This window comes from Sphaerisporangium flaviroseum (assembly GCF_039537005.1).
GTDB classification, from domain to species: Bacteria; Actinomycetota; Actinomycetes; order Streptosporangiales; family Streptosporangiaceae; genus Sphaerisporangium; species Sphaerisporangium flaviroseum.
The window spans coordinates 121,806-136,065 of the sequence record NZ_BAAAZR010000018.1; the positions used below are offsets into that span (position 1 = coordinate 121,806).

The following is a 14,260-nucleotide window of genomic DNA, read 5'->3' on the forward strand; positions in this document are numbered from 1 at the left end:
TCGGCCAGGGCCCGCGTCCTGGGACGCGGCCGGCGGCCGGTGGCCCCGCCGGGCGCGACCTCAGGCGCGGCGGCGGGGCAGGCGGACGGTGAGCGGCATGGCGAGACCGGGCAGGCGGACGGTCCGCGGCATGGGCCGGCCGGGCAGGTCACCCGGTCAGGACGCGGGTCTCTCCGATCGCCAGGTCCCACAGGTCCGCGCGGTCGCGGCCGGAGGCGATCCAAGCCGCGCGGGCCTCCTGCACGGGAGCCATCAGCGACTCGCCGGACAGGAGGAACGTCCCCCAATGCATGGTCGACATCCGCCGCGCGCCCACGTCGGCACATGCCTGTACGGCCTCGCCGGGGTCCACGTGCGAGACATGCATGAACCACCGCGGCTCGTACGCCCCCACGGGCATCAACGCCAGGTCGATGCCCGGGTAGCGATCGCCGATGAGCTTGAAGCGGTCGCCGTAGGCGGTGTCCCCGGCGAAGTAGACGCGCTGGTTCGGCGAAGTCAGCACCCAGCCGCCCCACAGACTCTTGCAGGTGTCGAACAGCGACCTGCGGCTCCAGTGGTGGGAGGGGACGAAGTCGAAGGCGACCTCGCCGATCTGGGCGCTCTCCCACCAGTCCAGCTCGGTGACGTTGGTGAACCCCTTCTTGGTGAACCAGCTTCCCAGATTGGCGGGGACGAACACCGGGGTGTGCCTCGGCAGGCGGCGCATCGTCGGGGCGTCAAGATGGTCGTAGTGGTTGTGGCTGATCACCACGGCGTCCACCGGAGGCAGGTCGCTCCAGGCCACCCCGGGCGGGGTCAGCCGCTGACGCACCCCGGGGATCTTCCGCGACCAGACGGGATCCGTCAGCACCGTCAGACCGCCGATGCGCAGGACATACGTCGCGTGGCCCACCCACGTGACCGCGGCATCCCTGGTGCTGACGGGAGGCAGGCCGGCACGCAGCACCGGAATCTGGTCGGCGTCCCCGATGTCGGGGCGGAACCCGCCGTGCCAGGCCACGCTCAAGACCTCGCGAAAGTCGGGTAACGGGCAGGTCAGACGGTCCTTGAAGTCGGCAGGAAAGGTCCGTTCACGCGGCGGCGTGATCGGGGTGGTCTCAGGGCTGACGGTTTGCGACATGCCACCCTCCTGGTTCGTTGCCGAGTGGGAGGCGGATTAGGTCTACATGACGATCGATCACCACTCTGAAGTGATGATCCCCCGTGGGCGGAAAACATGCCTCGGCCGTAGGAGGTATACGTCACGTCCTCCCTTGTACGGAGCCGGCTCCTCTCATCCCTGAACCCCCGTCTCCTCCATGCGCCGCCGTCGTGGCCGGGCGCCAAGGCGTCCGGCCGGTGGACCTCCATGATGAGGTCTCTACTCCAGGGTGCGCCTTCGCCATCGCGAGGGGTGCCTCGGGTAGCCTCCATCGTCCAGACCGGCCAGGCGCTCGAACAGGTTCCAGGAGGCGGGATGGCCGGTGACGACCACCGAGACCAGCACGGCGAGGATGTAGAGCGGCAGCATCGGCAGGCCGACGCAGAAGGCGTACTGGGTGGCGTGCCGGGCCTCGTGCCTGAGCAGCGCACCGGTCAGGTAGCCCTCCTCGTGGGCGGTCAGGACGACGTTGCCGACGGTGAACGCCCCGGCGACCGGGAACCGGATGCGGTAGCCATGGGCGTACACCAGGCCGTGCTCACCGCGTCGCACCTCGGCCCGCCCGATGACAGCGATGAGCAACCCGAACGGCGTCGACAGGTTGACGTAGTTGAGCACCTGCCTCGCCCGATGCCGTGGGCGCATGCCTCGATTGTGACCCAGGCCGAGGAAGAGGCCTAGTCGTCGAGCGCGCGAAGGTGGCGGTAGCGGCCCTCGTAGTAGATGAGCGGAGGGAGGTCCCTCGGCGTGTCCGCCGAGACGACGCCGCCGATGATGACCGAGTGGTCACCGCCGTCGTGGACGGCGGTCGTACGGCACTCCAGGGTGGCGATGGCGGCGTCGAAGAGCGCGAGCCCGAGCCGTCCCCGGCGGTGGGACCACAGGTCGAGCTGTCCTTCCAGCGTGCGGCCCCGCTTGGCGAAGGCGCGCGAGGCCTCCTCGCCGTCCCGGCCGAGTATGGACACCCCCCAGACCCCCGCGTCGAGCACGGCGTCGTGGAACCGGGCGATCTTCTCGACGCAGACCAGCACGAGGAGGGGATCGAGGGAGACCGAGGCGAAGGAGTTGACCGTCATCGCGTGGTCGACACCGCCGGCCAGGGTGGTGACGACGGCGACCCCGGTGGCGAAGCGACCGGTCACCTTGCGGAAGACCGCCTCGTCTACCTCGTTCTCAATGGATCCCTGGTGCACGCTGGCCAGCTTATGCGGACATGCCATCCGAAACGTTCATCGGTCTTTTACCGTACGGCCCCTGACGCAGCAGCCACGAACCCGATGAGGGAATGAGCAGGACCGCCACCACCAGGGCCAGCGCTCCGCCTCCGAGGTACCAGTAGCCGGGGACGTTGGCCGCCACGATCAGGTCGCCCTCGGGCATCTTCATCGAGAACAGCATCGCGACCAGCATCCAGCCCATGCCGGGGACGAAGGCCCCCAGCTTGGTGCCCATCAGCCGGCCCGCGCCGTACAGCAGGCCGAACAGCAGGAGGGACAGGGCGATCGGGACGGGCGGCACCAGATCGCCGACGTCCCAGGAGTGCTCGAGGCTCGCCACGATGCCATAGGCGACGCCGAGCACGAAGAGCATGATGTAGGCCGAGACGGTGATCACGGTGTGGGTGCCCTGTGGCCCCGCGCGATCGGTCTCGACCTGCTCTTCCTCCATGGTTGGCAAGGCTAGCCGATGCCCGCGAAGAGATCGTCTTCGCGGTCGCCCGGCTCGCCGAGACCGCCCGCCTCGACCGGCGTCCCCTTCCCCGCGGGCCCTCGCGTGCCGGCCTTCAGGATGAAGTGCTCGACGCCGAGCGACTCCTCGCCCTTGCTGCTGGACATCACGAACCAGGGAGCGGTGAGGTCGATCTGGGAGCGGTGGGCCCGCATGGCGTCGAGCTTGGCGGCGGCGTAGGGCCGGGCGTCGATCTCGGTGGTGACATCGTCGTCAGCGGAGCCGAACGGCAGGTCCTCCAGGGACTCCTCGGTGAAGAAGTCGAAGTCGGTGTCCTTCATGGCCTCGGCGACGCGCAGCATCACGGACTTGGCCATGGTGGTGAAGTAGAACTTGGCGATCTGCCAAGGCTCGCCCTCGCCGAAGGTGGGGTCGGCCGCGAGCTCGAAGGCGCGCCAGGCCACTCGGTGGGCCTGGATGTGGTCGGGGTGGCCGTAGAAGCCGTTCTCGTCATAGGTGACCAGCACCTGCGGCCTGACCTCGCGGATGACCTTGACCAGCTCTCCGGCCGCCTCGTCGAGGTCGGCGCGCCAGAAGCAGCGGGGGTCGTCATTGGTGGCGACGCCCATCATGCCGGAGTCACGCCAGCGGCCGGCTCCGCCGAGAAAACGGTGGTCGTCGACGCCCAGCGCCTTGCACGCGGCCTCAAGCTCGCCGATGCGGTGCTCGCCGAGCCGGTCCTCCCTGTCGGAGGCGAGGTGGGCCAGGTCGGGGACCACGATCTCCCCTTCCTCACCCAGGGTGCAGGTGACAAGGGTCACGTGGGTGCCTTCGGCGGCATAACGCGCCATCGTGGCGCCGGTGCCGCTGGTCTCATCGTCAGGGTGGGCGTGCACGAGCAGCAAACGGCGATCAGTCATGCCGCCGAGGCTATCCGCAGCCTCCGACAAGAAGCATCTCCGGGCTTGTTGGCCTGGCAATATGGGTGCCATGAGTGAGAGCTTTCCGCGCCTTTACGCAAGGACCCGCCGATTCACCCTAGGGGTGCCCCGTGGCTTCACGATGGCCCCGGGCGGCGACCGCGTCGTCTTCCTGCGCAGCCGATCAGGCACCGATTCGGTGACCTGCCTCTGGGAGCTCGACCTCGCCTCGGGTGCCGAGCGCCTGGTTGTCGACCCCGCCGACCTCGGCGCGGCCGACGAGGACCTGCCCGCCGAGGAGCGGGCCCGCCGCGAGCGTGCCAGGGAGCAGGCGGGCGGCGTCGTCGCGTACGGCACCGACACGGCCGTCACGTCGGCGGCCTTCGCCCTTTCCGGCGGCCTCTACCTTGCCGATCTGCGGTCGGGCTCCGTGCGGCGGCTCGACACTCCGGGCCCGGTGATCGACCCGGGTCTGTCGCCCGACGGCGCTCATGTGGCTTATGTCACCGGTGGCGCGCTCCGCGTCCAGGACATCGCGACGGGTCATGACCGCGCGCTGGCGACCCCCGAATCCGGCGGCGTGACGTACGGCCTGGCGGAGTTCATCGCCGCCGAGGAGCTCGAACGCCTGCGCGGCTATTGGTGGTCACCCGACGGCTCGGCCCTGCTGGCCGAGCGGGCCGACGAGTCGCCGGTCCAGACCTGGCACATCGCCGACCCGGCCAATCCCTCCTCAGTGCCGGCGTCGGTCGCCTACCCCTCGGCCGGCACGGCCAACGCCACGGTGGAGCTGTTCGTCCTCGGGCTCGACGGCTCCCGCACCGCGGTCCCGTTCGACGACGAGTACCTGGTGACCGCCGTCTGGGACCGCCACGGCCCGGCCATCGTCACGATGCCCCGCGACCAGAAGACCATCCGCCTGTTCACGGTCGAGCACACCACCGGCGCGACCGAGCTGGTCCGCGAGGACACCGACGCCGCCTGGGTCGATGTCGTCACCGGGGTCCCGGCACGCCTCTCCGACGGCACGCTGGTGTGGGTGGCCGACGCCGACGGCGGGCGCCGCCTGGTCGTCGGAGACGCCCCCGTCACGCCGCCGACCCTTCAGGTACGCGACGTGGTGAGCGTCGACGGCGACACCGTGCTGTTCCGCGCGAGCGCCGAGCCCACCGAGATCCACCTGTGGACCTGGTCCGCCGGGGCCATCACCCTGGTCACCACCGAGCCGGGCGTCCACAGCGGCCGGCTGGCCGGTGGCGCCCTGCTGGTCACCAGCCAGACCCTCGCAAACCCCGGCACCACCGTGCGGGTCGAGAAGGGCGCCACACGCCTGCACATCGGCTCGCTCGCGGAGCGCCCCAGGCTGGAGCCCCGGGTTTCGCTGGTCCGCACGGGCGAACGCGAGCTCTCCACCGCCGTGCTGCTGCCGAGCGGGCACGTGCCCGGCTCCAAGCGGCTGCCCGTCCTCATGGATCCGTACGGCGGGCCCCACGCCCAGCGCGTGCTGTCCTCAGGCCGTGGCTTCCTGGAGTCCCAGTGGTTCGCCGACCAGGGTTTCGCGGTCATCGTGGCCGACGGCCGAGGCACTCCTGGCCGGGGGCCCGCCTTCGAGCGCGAGGTGCTGCACGACCTGGCGACCCCGGTCCTGGAAGACCAGGTCGACGCGCTGAGGGGTGCCGCCCAGCTGTACCCCGACGACCTCGACCTGTCCCGGGTGGCCATCAAGGGCTGGTCGTTCGGCGGCTACCTGGCGGCCCTCGCCGTCCTGCGCAGGCCGGACGTCTTCCACGCGGCCATCGCCGGGGCGCCGGTCACCGACTGGCGGCTGTACGACACCGCCTACACAGAGCGTTACCTCGGCCATCCCGCCGAGCTGCCCGACGTGTACGACCGGTCCTCGCTCATGGCCGACGCCGAGAAGCTCGAGCGGGCGCTGCTGCTCATCCACGGCCTCGCCGACGACAACGTGGTGGCGGCCCACACGCTCCGGCTGTCGTCGGCGCTCGTGGCCGCGGGCCGCCCCCACACCGTGCTGCCGCTGTCCGGCGTGACCCACATGACCCCGCAGGAGGTCGTCGCGGAGAACCTGCTCCTCCTGCAGGTGGAGTTCCTCAGGAGGTCGCTGAACGCCTGATGACGAGGCCTCCCGCGGGGGTCAGCGGGAGGTGCCGTGCCAGCTGTCCCACAGGGCGGCGTAGGCGCCTCCCGCGGCGACCAGCTCCTCGTGGGACCCCAGCTCGCTGATGCGGCCGTCCTCCACGACGGCGACGCGGTCGGCGTCGTGCGCGGTGTAAAGCCGGTGCGCGATCGCGATCACGGTACGTCCGTGCAGCACGGCCGCCAGCGACCGTTCCAGGTGCCGTGCGGCACGCGGGTCGATCAGTGAGGTGGCCTCGTCCAGCACGAGCGTGTGCGGGTCCGCCAGCACCAGGCGGGCGAGCGCGACCTGCTGTGCCTGCGCGGGCGACACCGCCAGGCCACCGGAGCCCACGACCGTGTCGAGGCCGTCGGGCAGCGCCTCGACCCATTCACGGGCGTCCACGGCCTCCAGCGCGCCGGTGACCGCGGCGTCGTCGGCCTCGGGCCGCGCGATGAGCAGGTTGTCGCGGAGCGTGCCCCGGAACACGTGGTGTTCCTGGGTGACCAGCGCGACGTGCCCGCGCAGGTCGTCCAGGGGCAGCTCGACGAGCGGGACGCCTCCGACCCGCACCGAGCCGGTGCGCGGGCCGTGAATGCCCGCGAGCAGGCGGCCCAGCGTCGACTTGCCCGCGCCTGAGGGACCGACCATCGCGAGCCGCTCTCCCGGGGCGACCTCCAGCGAGACGCCGTGCAGCACGTCGTGGCCCTCGCGGTAGGCGTACCGCACGTCGTCGGCCGTCATCGTCTCGCCGTCTGGCGTGGCCGCGCCGGCGTCGCGGTCGTCGGGAACGTTCGCCACCCCGAGCAGCCGGGCCATCGACGCCCCGCCGACCTGCAGCTCGTCGACCCACGACAGCAGCCGGTCGAGCGGGTCGATGAGCTGCTGTACGTACAGCGTGGCCGCGGTCACCTGGGCCAGCGAGACCAGGCCGTTCAGGTAGAACAGGCCCCCGATCAGCAGCGTCGACACCACAGGGATCACGTAGCCGAACTCCACCGCGGGGAACCACACCGTGCGCAGGCCCATGGTGTAACGCTCGGCGGCCCAGGACCGCGCGATGTCCCCGTCCGTACGCTCGTGCCTGCGGCGCTGCAGGCCGAACGCCTCGACGGTCCGCGCGCCCTCGACGGTCTCGCCGAGACCTTCGGTCATGTCGGCGTACGCGGCGTTCTCGCGCAGGTAACCGTCTCTGGCCCGCTTGAGGTACCACCGGGTGGAGATCCACAACAGCGGCACGGCGAGCAGGGACGGCAGCACGAGCAGCGGTCCGACCAGGGCCAGCGCGCCCAGCACGAACGTGCCGGCCACCACCGCGATCAGCGTCTCCGGCACGGCGTGCCGCACCGTGCGGGACAGCGCGTCGACGTCCCTTGAGGTGCGGGTGATCAGGTCTCCCGAGCCCGCACGCTCGACGGTCGACAGGGGCAGGCCGAGGACGCGGTCGACGAACTCCTCCCTCAGCTCGGCGAGGACCTTCTCGCCCAGCTTGGCGGACGCGTAGACGGCGAACCTGATCAGGACCGCCTGCAGGATGATGAACCCGGCGATGGCCAGCACGACGGCGTCGATGTCGACGCCCGTGCCGTTCCGCACGCCCTCGACCAGCCCGCCGAGCAGGCGCGGCCCGGCCAGGCCGGCCACGGCGGCGAGCCCGTGCAGGCCCAGGGCGATCGTGAGCTGGCGGGGATACTTCAGCGTCAGTCGGCGGGCGTAGGCCCGCACCTGGGCCTGGTCGGCGATGGGCAGGATCCGCCTCGGATCTCCACTCATGATCAGTCCTCCCCTCGGGTCACGGTCGCGGTGTAGCCGGTGTCGGTGGCGAGCAGGGCCCGGTGGGAACCCTCGGCCCGCACCAGGCCGTCCTGCAAGAAGATCACATGGTCGGCCCGGTCGAGGACCAGCGGGCTGGTGGTGCTGACCAGCGTCGTTCGCCCGAGCCGGGCCTTGCCGAGCCGCTCGGCGATGCGCGCCTCGGTGTGGGCGTCCACCGCGCTGGTCGGCTCGACCAGGATGAGCACCTCCGGGTCGGCCAGCAGCGCCCGGACGAGCCGCAGGCGCTGCTGCTGGCCGCCGGAGAACTCCCTTCCGGCCTCGGCCACGTGCGACTCCAGGCCTTCGGGCAGCGCCTCGACGATGTCCTCGGCGCATGCGGTGTGCAACGCCTGCCACAGCTCGTCATCGGAGGCGGAGCCGGTGACGTCGAGCTGGTCGCGCAGGCGCCCGCTGAACAGCCTCGCGCCGTTGTCCGCCACAAGGATGCGGCGCCGCACCTCGGCCGGGGGCAGCTCGGACAGCGGCACGCCTCCGAAGGTGACCTCACCCGCCACGTAGAGGCCGAGCCGGTCGGCGACGGCGATCGTGTCCTCGGGCACCGAACCGGCCAGGGCGGTGAGCTGTCCCTGCCGCACGGTGACTCCCGACGCCGGGTCGACCAGGTCGCCGCCCTCGGTGGTGGCCGTGCCCGTGCCGTCGATCTCGGGGTCCAGCGACAGGATGCGGACGACCCTGCGGGCGGCCACATGGCCTTTAGTGATCTTGTCGGCCGCTTCGGTGAGCGTGCGCAGCGGTCCGACCAGGAACAGCGCGTATCCGTAGAAGGCGACGAGCTGGCCGACCGTGATCACGCCGTCCATCGCGTAGTGCGCGCCTCGCCAGGTGACGAAGGCGATCAGCATGCCCGGCAGCAGGACCTGCGCACCCTCCAGGACCGCGTCGACCGACGCCACCCGCACGCCGGCCACCCGCACCCGCTGGGACTCCTCGCGGTAGCGGCCGGAGAAGACGTGCTCGCCGCCGATGCCCCGCAGCACCCGCAGGCCGGAGACGATGTCGGAGGCCCGGGTGGCGAGGTCGCCCTGGAGATCGCGCTGCTCGTGCTGCCGCCGGTGCAGCGGCCTGAGCAGCGGGCCGACGGCCAGCACCATCAGCGGAACGCCGAGGAGCACGATCAGGCCGAGCTGCGGCGAGGTTGTGATGAGAATCACCGTGACCGTCGCGATGGCGACGATCGCGCCCGTGCCTCGCAGCAGGATGTCCATGGAGTTGCCGATATGCGCGATGTCGGAGTTGCCGACGCTGATCACCTCGCCGGTGGACAGCCGCTTCGGCAGCGTCGCACCGAGCCTGGTGGCCTGCCGCGCGGTCACCTGCACCGTGCGGTAGGCGGCGCTGAGCCAGTTGTAGACGGCCAAACGGTGGCGCATCACGCCGCCGAAGGCGGTCACGACTCCGAGCCCCAGCAGGACCCCTGACCAGCGGACCAGCCCTTCGGTGTTGTGGTGGGTCAAGCTGTCGATGGCCTGGCCCATGGCGGCGGGGACCAGGGCCTGTGCGGTCCACCACAGCACGGCGTACCCGATGCCGATGAGCAGCGGGCCCCCCTGCCCACGGGCGGTCCACCACAGGTACCGAAACGGGCTGCGGGCATCGGGAATGCCGGGATCGGCATGTGGCAGGGAGCGCATAGCCCTCCCAGGCTGGCAAACGCCGAGTTGTACGGCAAACCATTTTTCCGGTCGCATGCGGTCACACCAGCGGAAACGACAGCGCCGGTCCGCGTTTCGCAAAGATCTTTCACGTCGGAGCGTCAACTTTGATTGACACCCATCAGGCGTCAACTTATATTGACAGGCATGAGTGACACGGCACAGTTGGCCTCCGACGCCGGCAGCCGCGATCCGTCCGTCGGCCTGCGGGCCGTACGGGCACTGCGGACGCTGGTCGAGCGGCTGGAGGCACTCCAGGTGGACAACGCACGCGAACAGGGCTGGTCCTGGCAGGAGATCGCCGTCCTGCTCGGCGTGAGCAGACAAGCGGTCCACAAAAAGTACGCGGGCGGCCGCGGGCTACTGAGGCGGGAGAAGTAGGCATGTTCGAGCGGTTTCATCAGGACGCCCGTCAGACGGTCATCCTCGCCCAGGCCGAGACCCGGCTGCTCGGCCACGGTCACGTCGGAACCGAGCACCTGCTGCTCAGCCTCCTGCGGCAACCCAATACGGTGGCCGCACGAGTGCTGGCCCGGCACGGGCTCGACCACGACCAGGTCGGTGACGCGGTGGCACGGCTCCTCGCCACGGGACCGGCCAACGACCTCGACGCCGACGCGCTGGAGTCGATCGGCATCGACCTCGACGCAATACGCGAGAAGGTCGAGGCCGCTTTCGGACCCGGCGCCCTCGACCGGGATCCCCGCTCTCGACGTGGCCGCCCATGGCGCCCTGCCGGCCACGTCCCCTTCACGGCACGGTCGAAGAAGGTGCTGGAGCTCTCCCTGCGCGAGGCCCTGGCCCTGAAGCACAACTACATCGGCAACGGCCACATCCTGCTCGGCCTGCTCCGGGAGGGCAACGGCCTGGCCGCCCGAATCCTCACCGACGCCGGCATCGACTTCGACGTCCTCCGCCAGGAGATCCGCACCGAACTCAGATGAACCGCGCCCGCCGGCTCAGCGTCCGTCGCCGAGCCGGCACCGAGGTCCCCGTGCCGTATCCGGGACCGGCGAGGCGGGAGACCCCTACTCTCGAACCGCAGCGCCGAAACAGGAGGCGGGATGGAGCAGCGCAGACCGATCGCCACGATCGTCGAGGTGGAAGACGGCCTGTGGCAGGCCTCGCTTCCCGGCATCGGCACGGTCATGGTCGATGACCCGCGCATGGCCGTCTGGCAGCTCCAGGAGCTGATCGCCGAACAGCGGGCCGGCAACGTGCTCGATGTGGCCCCGCCCCTTCTGGCCAACGCCGGTGGCGAACCGGTGTTCGCCTTCCTGCTGCTCTTCACGACCTGCAGACCGGACAGGTCTGATATCGATGTCTACGCCCTGGTAAAGGCGGAGCCGCCCTCCGGTTGCCGGTGGTTCGCGGACGCTCACCACCCGGGTCTGCTGTGCCTGCGTCCGGGCGCCACGCCGCTGGACGCCATCGCGGGCGTGGTGTCGGAGGTCAGGGACAGGTACGGCCTGGGCACCGAGCTGAACGACCTCGGTTTCGACCGGCTGTGGGAGTGGTTCGGCGACCACGAGCGCCGGACGGAACTGGTCGCCCACCTGCTGCTCATGGCAGCCCACCGCGCGGATCTCATCGGGCTGGACCCGGACGACCTGGTGAGGTTCCTCCGCCAGATCATGCCGCACCGGCCCCCCGCCTGAACCGCACGGCACCCGGGGCACCCATGTCCTCGCCCGCCGGCGAAGGCCCGGTACGGGCGTGGCATCAGAAACGGCTGCGATCGTCTACGTGATAATCCATGCGTGGATCGGCATTCCAGGCGCCCCGGCTGGGCGCGCGTGCTCGCCAATACCGCCCGCCAGCAGGGTGCACGTTCCGTCGCTCGGGCTCACCGCTGTCAACTTCTGGAACGACGGAGCCATCGGCGGCCTGACCCGAGCGGGAAGCGTCACCAAGCGGGAAGCATCACCAACATCCCACCACTCCGCTGGACGTGACCCCACCAGGGGAACCGAACTGGCCGACAGGCCGAGAGCAGACCCGAACTGGCCGACAGGCCGGGAGCAGTTGGTTGCGTCGATCAGAAGCGGCAACGCTTCTTCATCAGTTCGGGCAACGCCAGCGGCTCAACAGGCTCGGAAATGTCGATGACATTCAGCAACAGTGCAGCGACCTACACGCAGCCCTATGAAACTTTTGCCCCATATGCGCAAGGGCGGAGCTGCCTGACAGCCCCGCCCTCCGTCCAACCCGGGAACGAGCCACGAGGAACGTTCGAACACTCATTGGCGATAGCAGTCACCTGGCTGGGGGACAACACCAACCAAGCGCCCGGGTGCGCTCCGCCGCAATGTCACTGCTCGACGGCCAGTCGTACTCCCAGCCCGATGAATACGCCTCCCGTGGCGACGTCGATTCGACGGCGAGCGGTATGCCGACGACGAAGCCATCCTCCGATCCGTCCTGCGAGCACACCGACCGTACCGTCGACGAGGAACTCCAACGCGATCAGGATGGCGCCGAGGATCGCGAACTGCACCCAGACCTGACCCAGTTGCGGGTTGATGAACTGGGGAAGGAAGGCGATCGTAAAGGTGACCATCTTCGGGTTCAGCAGGTTGGTCAACAAGCCGTTGAGGTACGCCCGGCGGCCCGACATCCCACCGCCGCCGACCGTCACCTCAGCCTGAACACCCTTGCGGTGACGAATCATCTGTATGCCGAGATAGATCAGATAAGCGGCTCCGGCGATGCGCAGCACGGTGAAGGCGAACGGCACCGCGGCGAAGAGGGCGGCTAGTCCCGCGGACGCCACGGCAATGTGGATGGCTTCGCTCGTTGCCACTCCGGCTGTGGCGAGCAAGCCGGCGCGTGGACCACCCCGCATCCCACACCCCAGAACGAACAACATGTCCGGTCCAGGAGCGATCATGGCGATGATCGCGGTCACGGTGAATAGCGCAAGCAGATGTTGGTCGATAGGCATGACAGGATCGTCCCATATGTGACGTATGAGGTGAACTCGCTTATTTAGTCGGCGGGTGCGCATCACTATGAGCCGCCGCCATCGTGTCGAACGTTCACATCGGCAGATCGCAACGCATTTCCGCCACGCGGATCAGGAGCCCGCTGGCGCACCTGGGCATATCTGAACGCTGGGGTGTCCCCCTGGCTAGGCGACCCACTATCGCCAGTGAGCGTTCGGTTGATCCCTACGGCCCGGAACCCGGCCAACGTGTCCGAGAAATCCCGGTCGTTGTTACCCCGCAGCGGCCTGCTCGGCTTTTGAGCGGGTCCGTGCCAGCCGATAGGAATCGGTTCCGGTCTCGATGATCGCGCCGCCGAAGGTGAGCCGGTCGACGATGGCCGCGCAGAGCCGGGGGTCGGTGAAGGTCTTGGTCCAGCCTCCAAAGGATTCGTTGGAGGCGATGGCCAGACTGTTCTTCTCCTCGCGCTCCGTGAGCACCTGGAACAACAGCTCAACGCCTCGACGATCCAGCTCCGTATACCCTAATTCGTCAATGCAGAGCAGGTCGACACGGCCGTAACGGGCGATCGTCTTCGACAGCTGCTTGTCGTCGGAGGCCTCGACCAGCTCATTGACGAGCTTGGTCGCCAAGGTGTACTTCACCCGGAATCCCGCCATTGCGGCCTCGGTTCCCAGCGCGATCAGCAGATGGGATTTGCCGGTTCCCGAATCACCGACCAGGCAGAGCGGCTGCCCCTTCTTCACCCACTCACACGAGGCCAGAGTGTGGATCACGGCTGGGTCGATGCTGGGGTTGGCATCGAAGTCGAACTCACGCAGCGATTTGTCGCGAGGAAACGCCGCTGCCTTGATCCGCCGCTCGGAGCGGCGCCGCGCCCGGTCGTCGCATTCGGCCATCAACAGCTCGGCGAGGAACCCTCGGTAGGACATCTGCTCGCGGGCAGCAGCCTCGGCGAGCTCGGGGAACTTCGCCCGGATGGTCGGCAGCCGCAGCAGCCGACAAGCGCCGTGTCCACCGCGGTCTCGGCGGCCTGCTCGGTCAGGCCGCGGTTGCGGTTGAACGTCATCGCGTCTCTCCTTTGCTGGAGGGGCTCTGACCGCTGGATCGGCGGCGCAGTAGCTGGTCATAGACCGCCACCGAAGGCAGCGGCCGTGTATCGGGTGGAAGCTGGGCCAGCCGCCGCGCGGTCAGCGACGTCACCGTGGCCTGCTGGGAGGGCGCCGGCGGCTGTTGCGATGGGGGCGGCTCCGGCTGTTCGGCCTCGGCCGCCTTGCGGGCTTCCAGCGCCACCGCATCGGCGGTCAGCGCACCGGCGCAAAGCGCCGCGGCCAGGCCCGCGACGAGGTGTTCGTGAGTCATGTGACGGCTCAGCAACAACACCGCGACCAGGGCCTTGGTGCCCTCGGAATCGCCGTGGGCCTTGCAGGCCGCGGCCCACCACGCGTCATGGATCGGGGTGAAGCGCCCGGCCGCGCGGGCTTGTTCCAGCGCGGTGGCCCCCGGCAGCGCGCCGGGCTTGCGCACCAGTGCTTCCAGGTAGTGGTCCAGCAGCAGGCGGGCCTGACCCTTGGCCTTCAGCCGCTCGTGACGAGCGACCTCTTCGCGCCCGTCGTAGACGATCAATTCGGAGGCGTGCAAAACCGCCCGGACTCTGCGACCGATCAGGCGCACCGGCACCGAGTAACGGTTCGTGCGGACGCTGATCTGGCTGTGGCGATCCACGCGCAGCGCGAAGTGCCGGCCCGTCTCGAACGGCTCATCCGGCAGCGGCTTGAGAGCTCCCGCTCGATGGCGAAGTGCTCGCCGATGGTGCGCGGGCGAGAACGGATCCGCCGAGCTTCGTCTTCTTCGTCCCAGCGCGCGACCATTGCGTTCAGCTCGGCCAAAGAGTCGACCTCGGTCCTGTTGACTGAACTACTTACTGCACCGCTCGTGCTTAGAGTGCGGTTGAGGAT

At 69.5% G+C, this 14,260-nt stretch carries 15 protein-coding genes; 5 read left to right on the plus strand and 10 right to left on the minus strand.

Annotation, left to right across the window (positions count from 1 at the left end; translation table 11 throughout):
• Positions 1–148 precede the first annotated feature (148 nt).
• From ABD810_RS24385 to mshB, 5 genes are all read right to left on the minus strand, one after another.
• Entirely contained in the window at positions 149–1,123 is a 975-nt protein-coding gene (locus ABD810_RS24385; RefSeq protein ID WP_344944752.1) for an MBL fold metallo-hydrolase, read from the minus strand.
• Positions 1,124–1,363: 240 nt separating this feature from the next.
• Positions 1,364–1,789 (minus strand): hypothetical protein, encoded by a 426-nt coding sequence (locus tag ABD810_RS24390; protein WP_344944755.1) that lies wholly within the window; start codon positions 1,787–1,789, stop codon positions 1,364–1,366.
• A gap of 32 nt (positions 1,790–1,821) precedes the next feature.
• Positions 1,822–2,364, minus strand: a complete 543-nt coding sequence (locus ABD810_RS24395; RefSeq protein ID WP_344944757.1) for a flavin reductase family protein — start codon at positions 2,362–2,364, stop codon at positions 1,822–1,824.
• The gene (locus tag ABD810_RS24400; RefSeq protein ID WP_344944761.1) at positions 2,348–2,812 is read right to left on the minus strand and encodes a DUF6113 family protein; all 465 of its coding nucleotides are present in this window, start codon (positions 2,810–2,812) and stop codon (positions 2,348–2,350) included. The genes ABD810_RS24395 and ABD810_RS24400 overlap by 17 nt, the downstream gene beginning before the upstream one ends.
• A gap of 11 nt (positions 2,813–2,823) precedes the next feature.
• Positions 2,824–3,732 carry an N-acetyl-1-D-myo-inositol-2-amino-2-deoxy-alpha-D-glucopyranoside deacetylase gene (gene mshB / locus ABD810_RS24405; protein WP_344944763.1) on the minus strand — a complete coding sequence of 303 codons (909 nt, stop codon included), beginning with the start codon at positions 3,730–3,732 and terminating at the stop codon, positions 2,824–2,826.
• Between the two features lie 70 nt (positions 3,733–3,802).
• On the opposite strand from mshB, the gene ABD810_RS24410 reads away from it, so the two are divergent.
• Positions 3,803–5,866, plus strand: a complete 2,064-nt coding sequence (locus tag ABD810_RS24410; RefSeq protein ID WP_344944766.1) for a S9 family peptidase — start codon at positions 3,803–3,805, stop codon at positions 5,864–5,866.
• A gap of 21 nt (positions 5,867–5,887) precedes the next feature.
• Here ABD810_RS24410 and ABD810_RS24415 read toward each other — a convergent pair whose 3' ends face one another.
• Positions 5,888–7,642, minus strand: coding sequence for an ABC transporter ATP-binding protein (locus ABD810_RS24415; RefSeq protein WP_344944769.1), 1,755 nt, complete (start codon positions 7,640–7,642; stop codon positions 5,888–5,890).
• Between the two features lie 2 nt (positions 7,643–7,644).
• Entirely contained in the window at positions 7,645–9,336 is a 1,692-nt protein-coding gene (locus tag ABD810_RS24420) for an ABC transporter ATP-binding protein (RefSeq protein ID WP_344944772.1), read from the minus strand.
• Between the two features lie 168 nt (positions 9,337–9,504).
• On the opposite strand from ABD810_RS24420, the gene ABD810_RS24425 reads away from it, so the two are divergent.
• The 3 genes from ABD810_RS24425 (at position 9,505) to ABD810_RS24435 (ending at position 11,015) form a co-directional block, all read left to right on the plus strand.
• On the plus strand, positions 9,505–9,738 hold the full coding sequence (locus tag ABD810_RS24425; protein WP_344944775.1) for a helix-turn-helix domain-containing protein: 234 nt from the start codon (positions 9,505–9,507) through the stop codon (positions 9,736–9,738).
• 2 nt (positions 9,739–9,740) lie between these two features.
• The gene (locus tag ABD810_RS24430) at positions 9,741–10,301 is read left to right on the plus strand and encodes a Clp protease N-terminal domain-containing protein (protein WP_344944778.1); all 561 of its coding nucleotides are present in this window, start codon (positions 9,741–9,743) and stop codon (positions 10,299–10,301) included.
• A gap of 120 nt (positions 10,302–10,421) precedes the next feature.
• On the plus strand, positions 10,422–11,015 hold the full coding sequence (locus ABD810_RS24435; protein ID WP_344944781.1) for a hypothetical protein: 594 nt from the start codon (positions 10,422–10,424) through the stop codon (positions 11,013–11,015).
• A 653-nt stretch (positions 11,016–11,668) separates the two neighbouring features.
• Here ABD810_RS24435 and ABD810_RS24440 read toward each other — a convergent pair.
• The 3 genes from ABD810_RS24440 to ABD810_RS24450 all read right to left on the minus strand — a co-directional run bounded on the left by ABD810_RS24440 (position 11,669) and on the right by ABD810_RS24450 (position 14,027).
• Positions 11,669–12,301, minus strand: coding sequence for a LysE family translocator (locus tag ABD810_RS24440; protein WP_344944784.1), 633 nt, complete (start codon positions 12,299–12,301; stop codon positions 11,669–11,671).
• 273 nt (positions 12,302–12,574) lie between these two features.
• Positions 12,575–13,432, minus strand: coding sequence for an IS21-like element helper ATPase IstB (gene istB / locus ABD810_RS24445; RefSeq protein ID WP_344944787.1), 858 nt, complete (start codon positions 13,430–13,432; stop codon positions 12,575–12,577).
• Complete coding sequence (locus tag ABD810_RS24450) at positions 13,368–14,027, minus strand: Mu transposase domain-containing protein (RefSeq protein WP_344944790.1); 660 nt, start codon at positions 14,025–14,027, stop codon at positions 13,368–13,370. The genes istB and ABD810_RS24450 overlap by 65 nt, the downstream gene beginning before the upstream one ends.
• Here ABD810_RS24450 and ABD810_RS24455 point away from each other — a divergent pair.
• Positions 14,016–14,260 (plus strand): hypothetical protein (locus ABD810_RS24455; RefSeq protein WP_344944794.1); only part of this gene is annotated, 245 nt, incomplete at its 3' end. The two genes, ABD810_RS24450 and ABD810_RS24455, sit on opposite strands and share 12 nt — an antisense overlap.

Coding starts and splice junctions, on each gene's coding strand:
- ABD810_RS24385 (WP_344944752.1), bottom strand. CDS start 1,123: ATGTCGCAAACCGTCAGCCCTGAGACCACCCCGATCACGCCGCCGCGT.
- ABD810_RS24390 (WP_344944755.1), bottom strand. CDS start 1,789: ATGCGCCCACGGCATCGGGCGAGGCAGGTGCTCAACTACGTCAACCTG.
- ABD810_RS24395 (WP_344944757.1), bottom strand. CDS start 2,364: ATGGCATGTCCGCATAAGCTGGCCAGCGTGCACCAGGGATCCATTGAG.
- ABD810_RS24400 (WP_344944761.1), bottom strand. CDS start 2,812: ATGGAGGAAGAGCAGGTCGAGACCGATCGCGCGGGGCCACAGGGCACC.
- mshB (WP_344944763.1), bottom strand. CDS start 3,732: ATGACTGATCGCCGTTTGCTGCTCGTGCACGCCCACCCTGACGATGAG.
- ABD810_RS24410 (WP_344944766.1), top strand. CDS start 3,803: ATGAGTGAGAGCTTTCCGCGCCTTTACGCAAGGACCCGCCGATTCACC.
- ABD810_RS24415 (WP_344944769.1), bottom strand. CDS start 7,642: ATGAGTGGAGATCCGAGGCGGATCCTGCCCATCGCCGACCAGGCCCAG.
- ABD810_RS24420 (WP_344944772.1), bottom strand. CDS start 9,336: ATGCGCTCCCTGCCACATGCCGATCCCGGCATTCCCGATGCCCGCAGC.
- ABD810_RS24425 (WP_344944775.1), top strand. CDS start 9,505: ATGAGTGACACGGCACAGTTGGCCTCCGACGCCGGCAGCCGCGATCCG.
- ABD810_RS24430 (WP_344944778.1), top strand. CDS start 9,741: ATGTTCGAGCGGTTTCATCAGGACGCCCGTCAGACGGTCATCCTCGCC.
- ABD810_RS24435 (WP_344944781.1), top strand. CDS start 10,422: ATGGAGCAGCGCAGACCGATCGCCACGATCGTCGAGGTGGAAGACGGC.
- ABD810_RS24440 (WP_344944784.1), bottom strand. CDS start 12,301: ATGCCTATCGACCAACATCTGCTTGCGCTATTCACCGTGACCGCGATC.
- istB (WP_344944787.1), bottom strand. CDS start 13,432: ATGACCAGCTACTGCGCCGCCGATCCAGCGGTCAGAGCCCCTCCAGCA.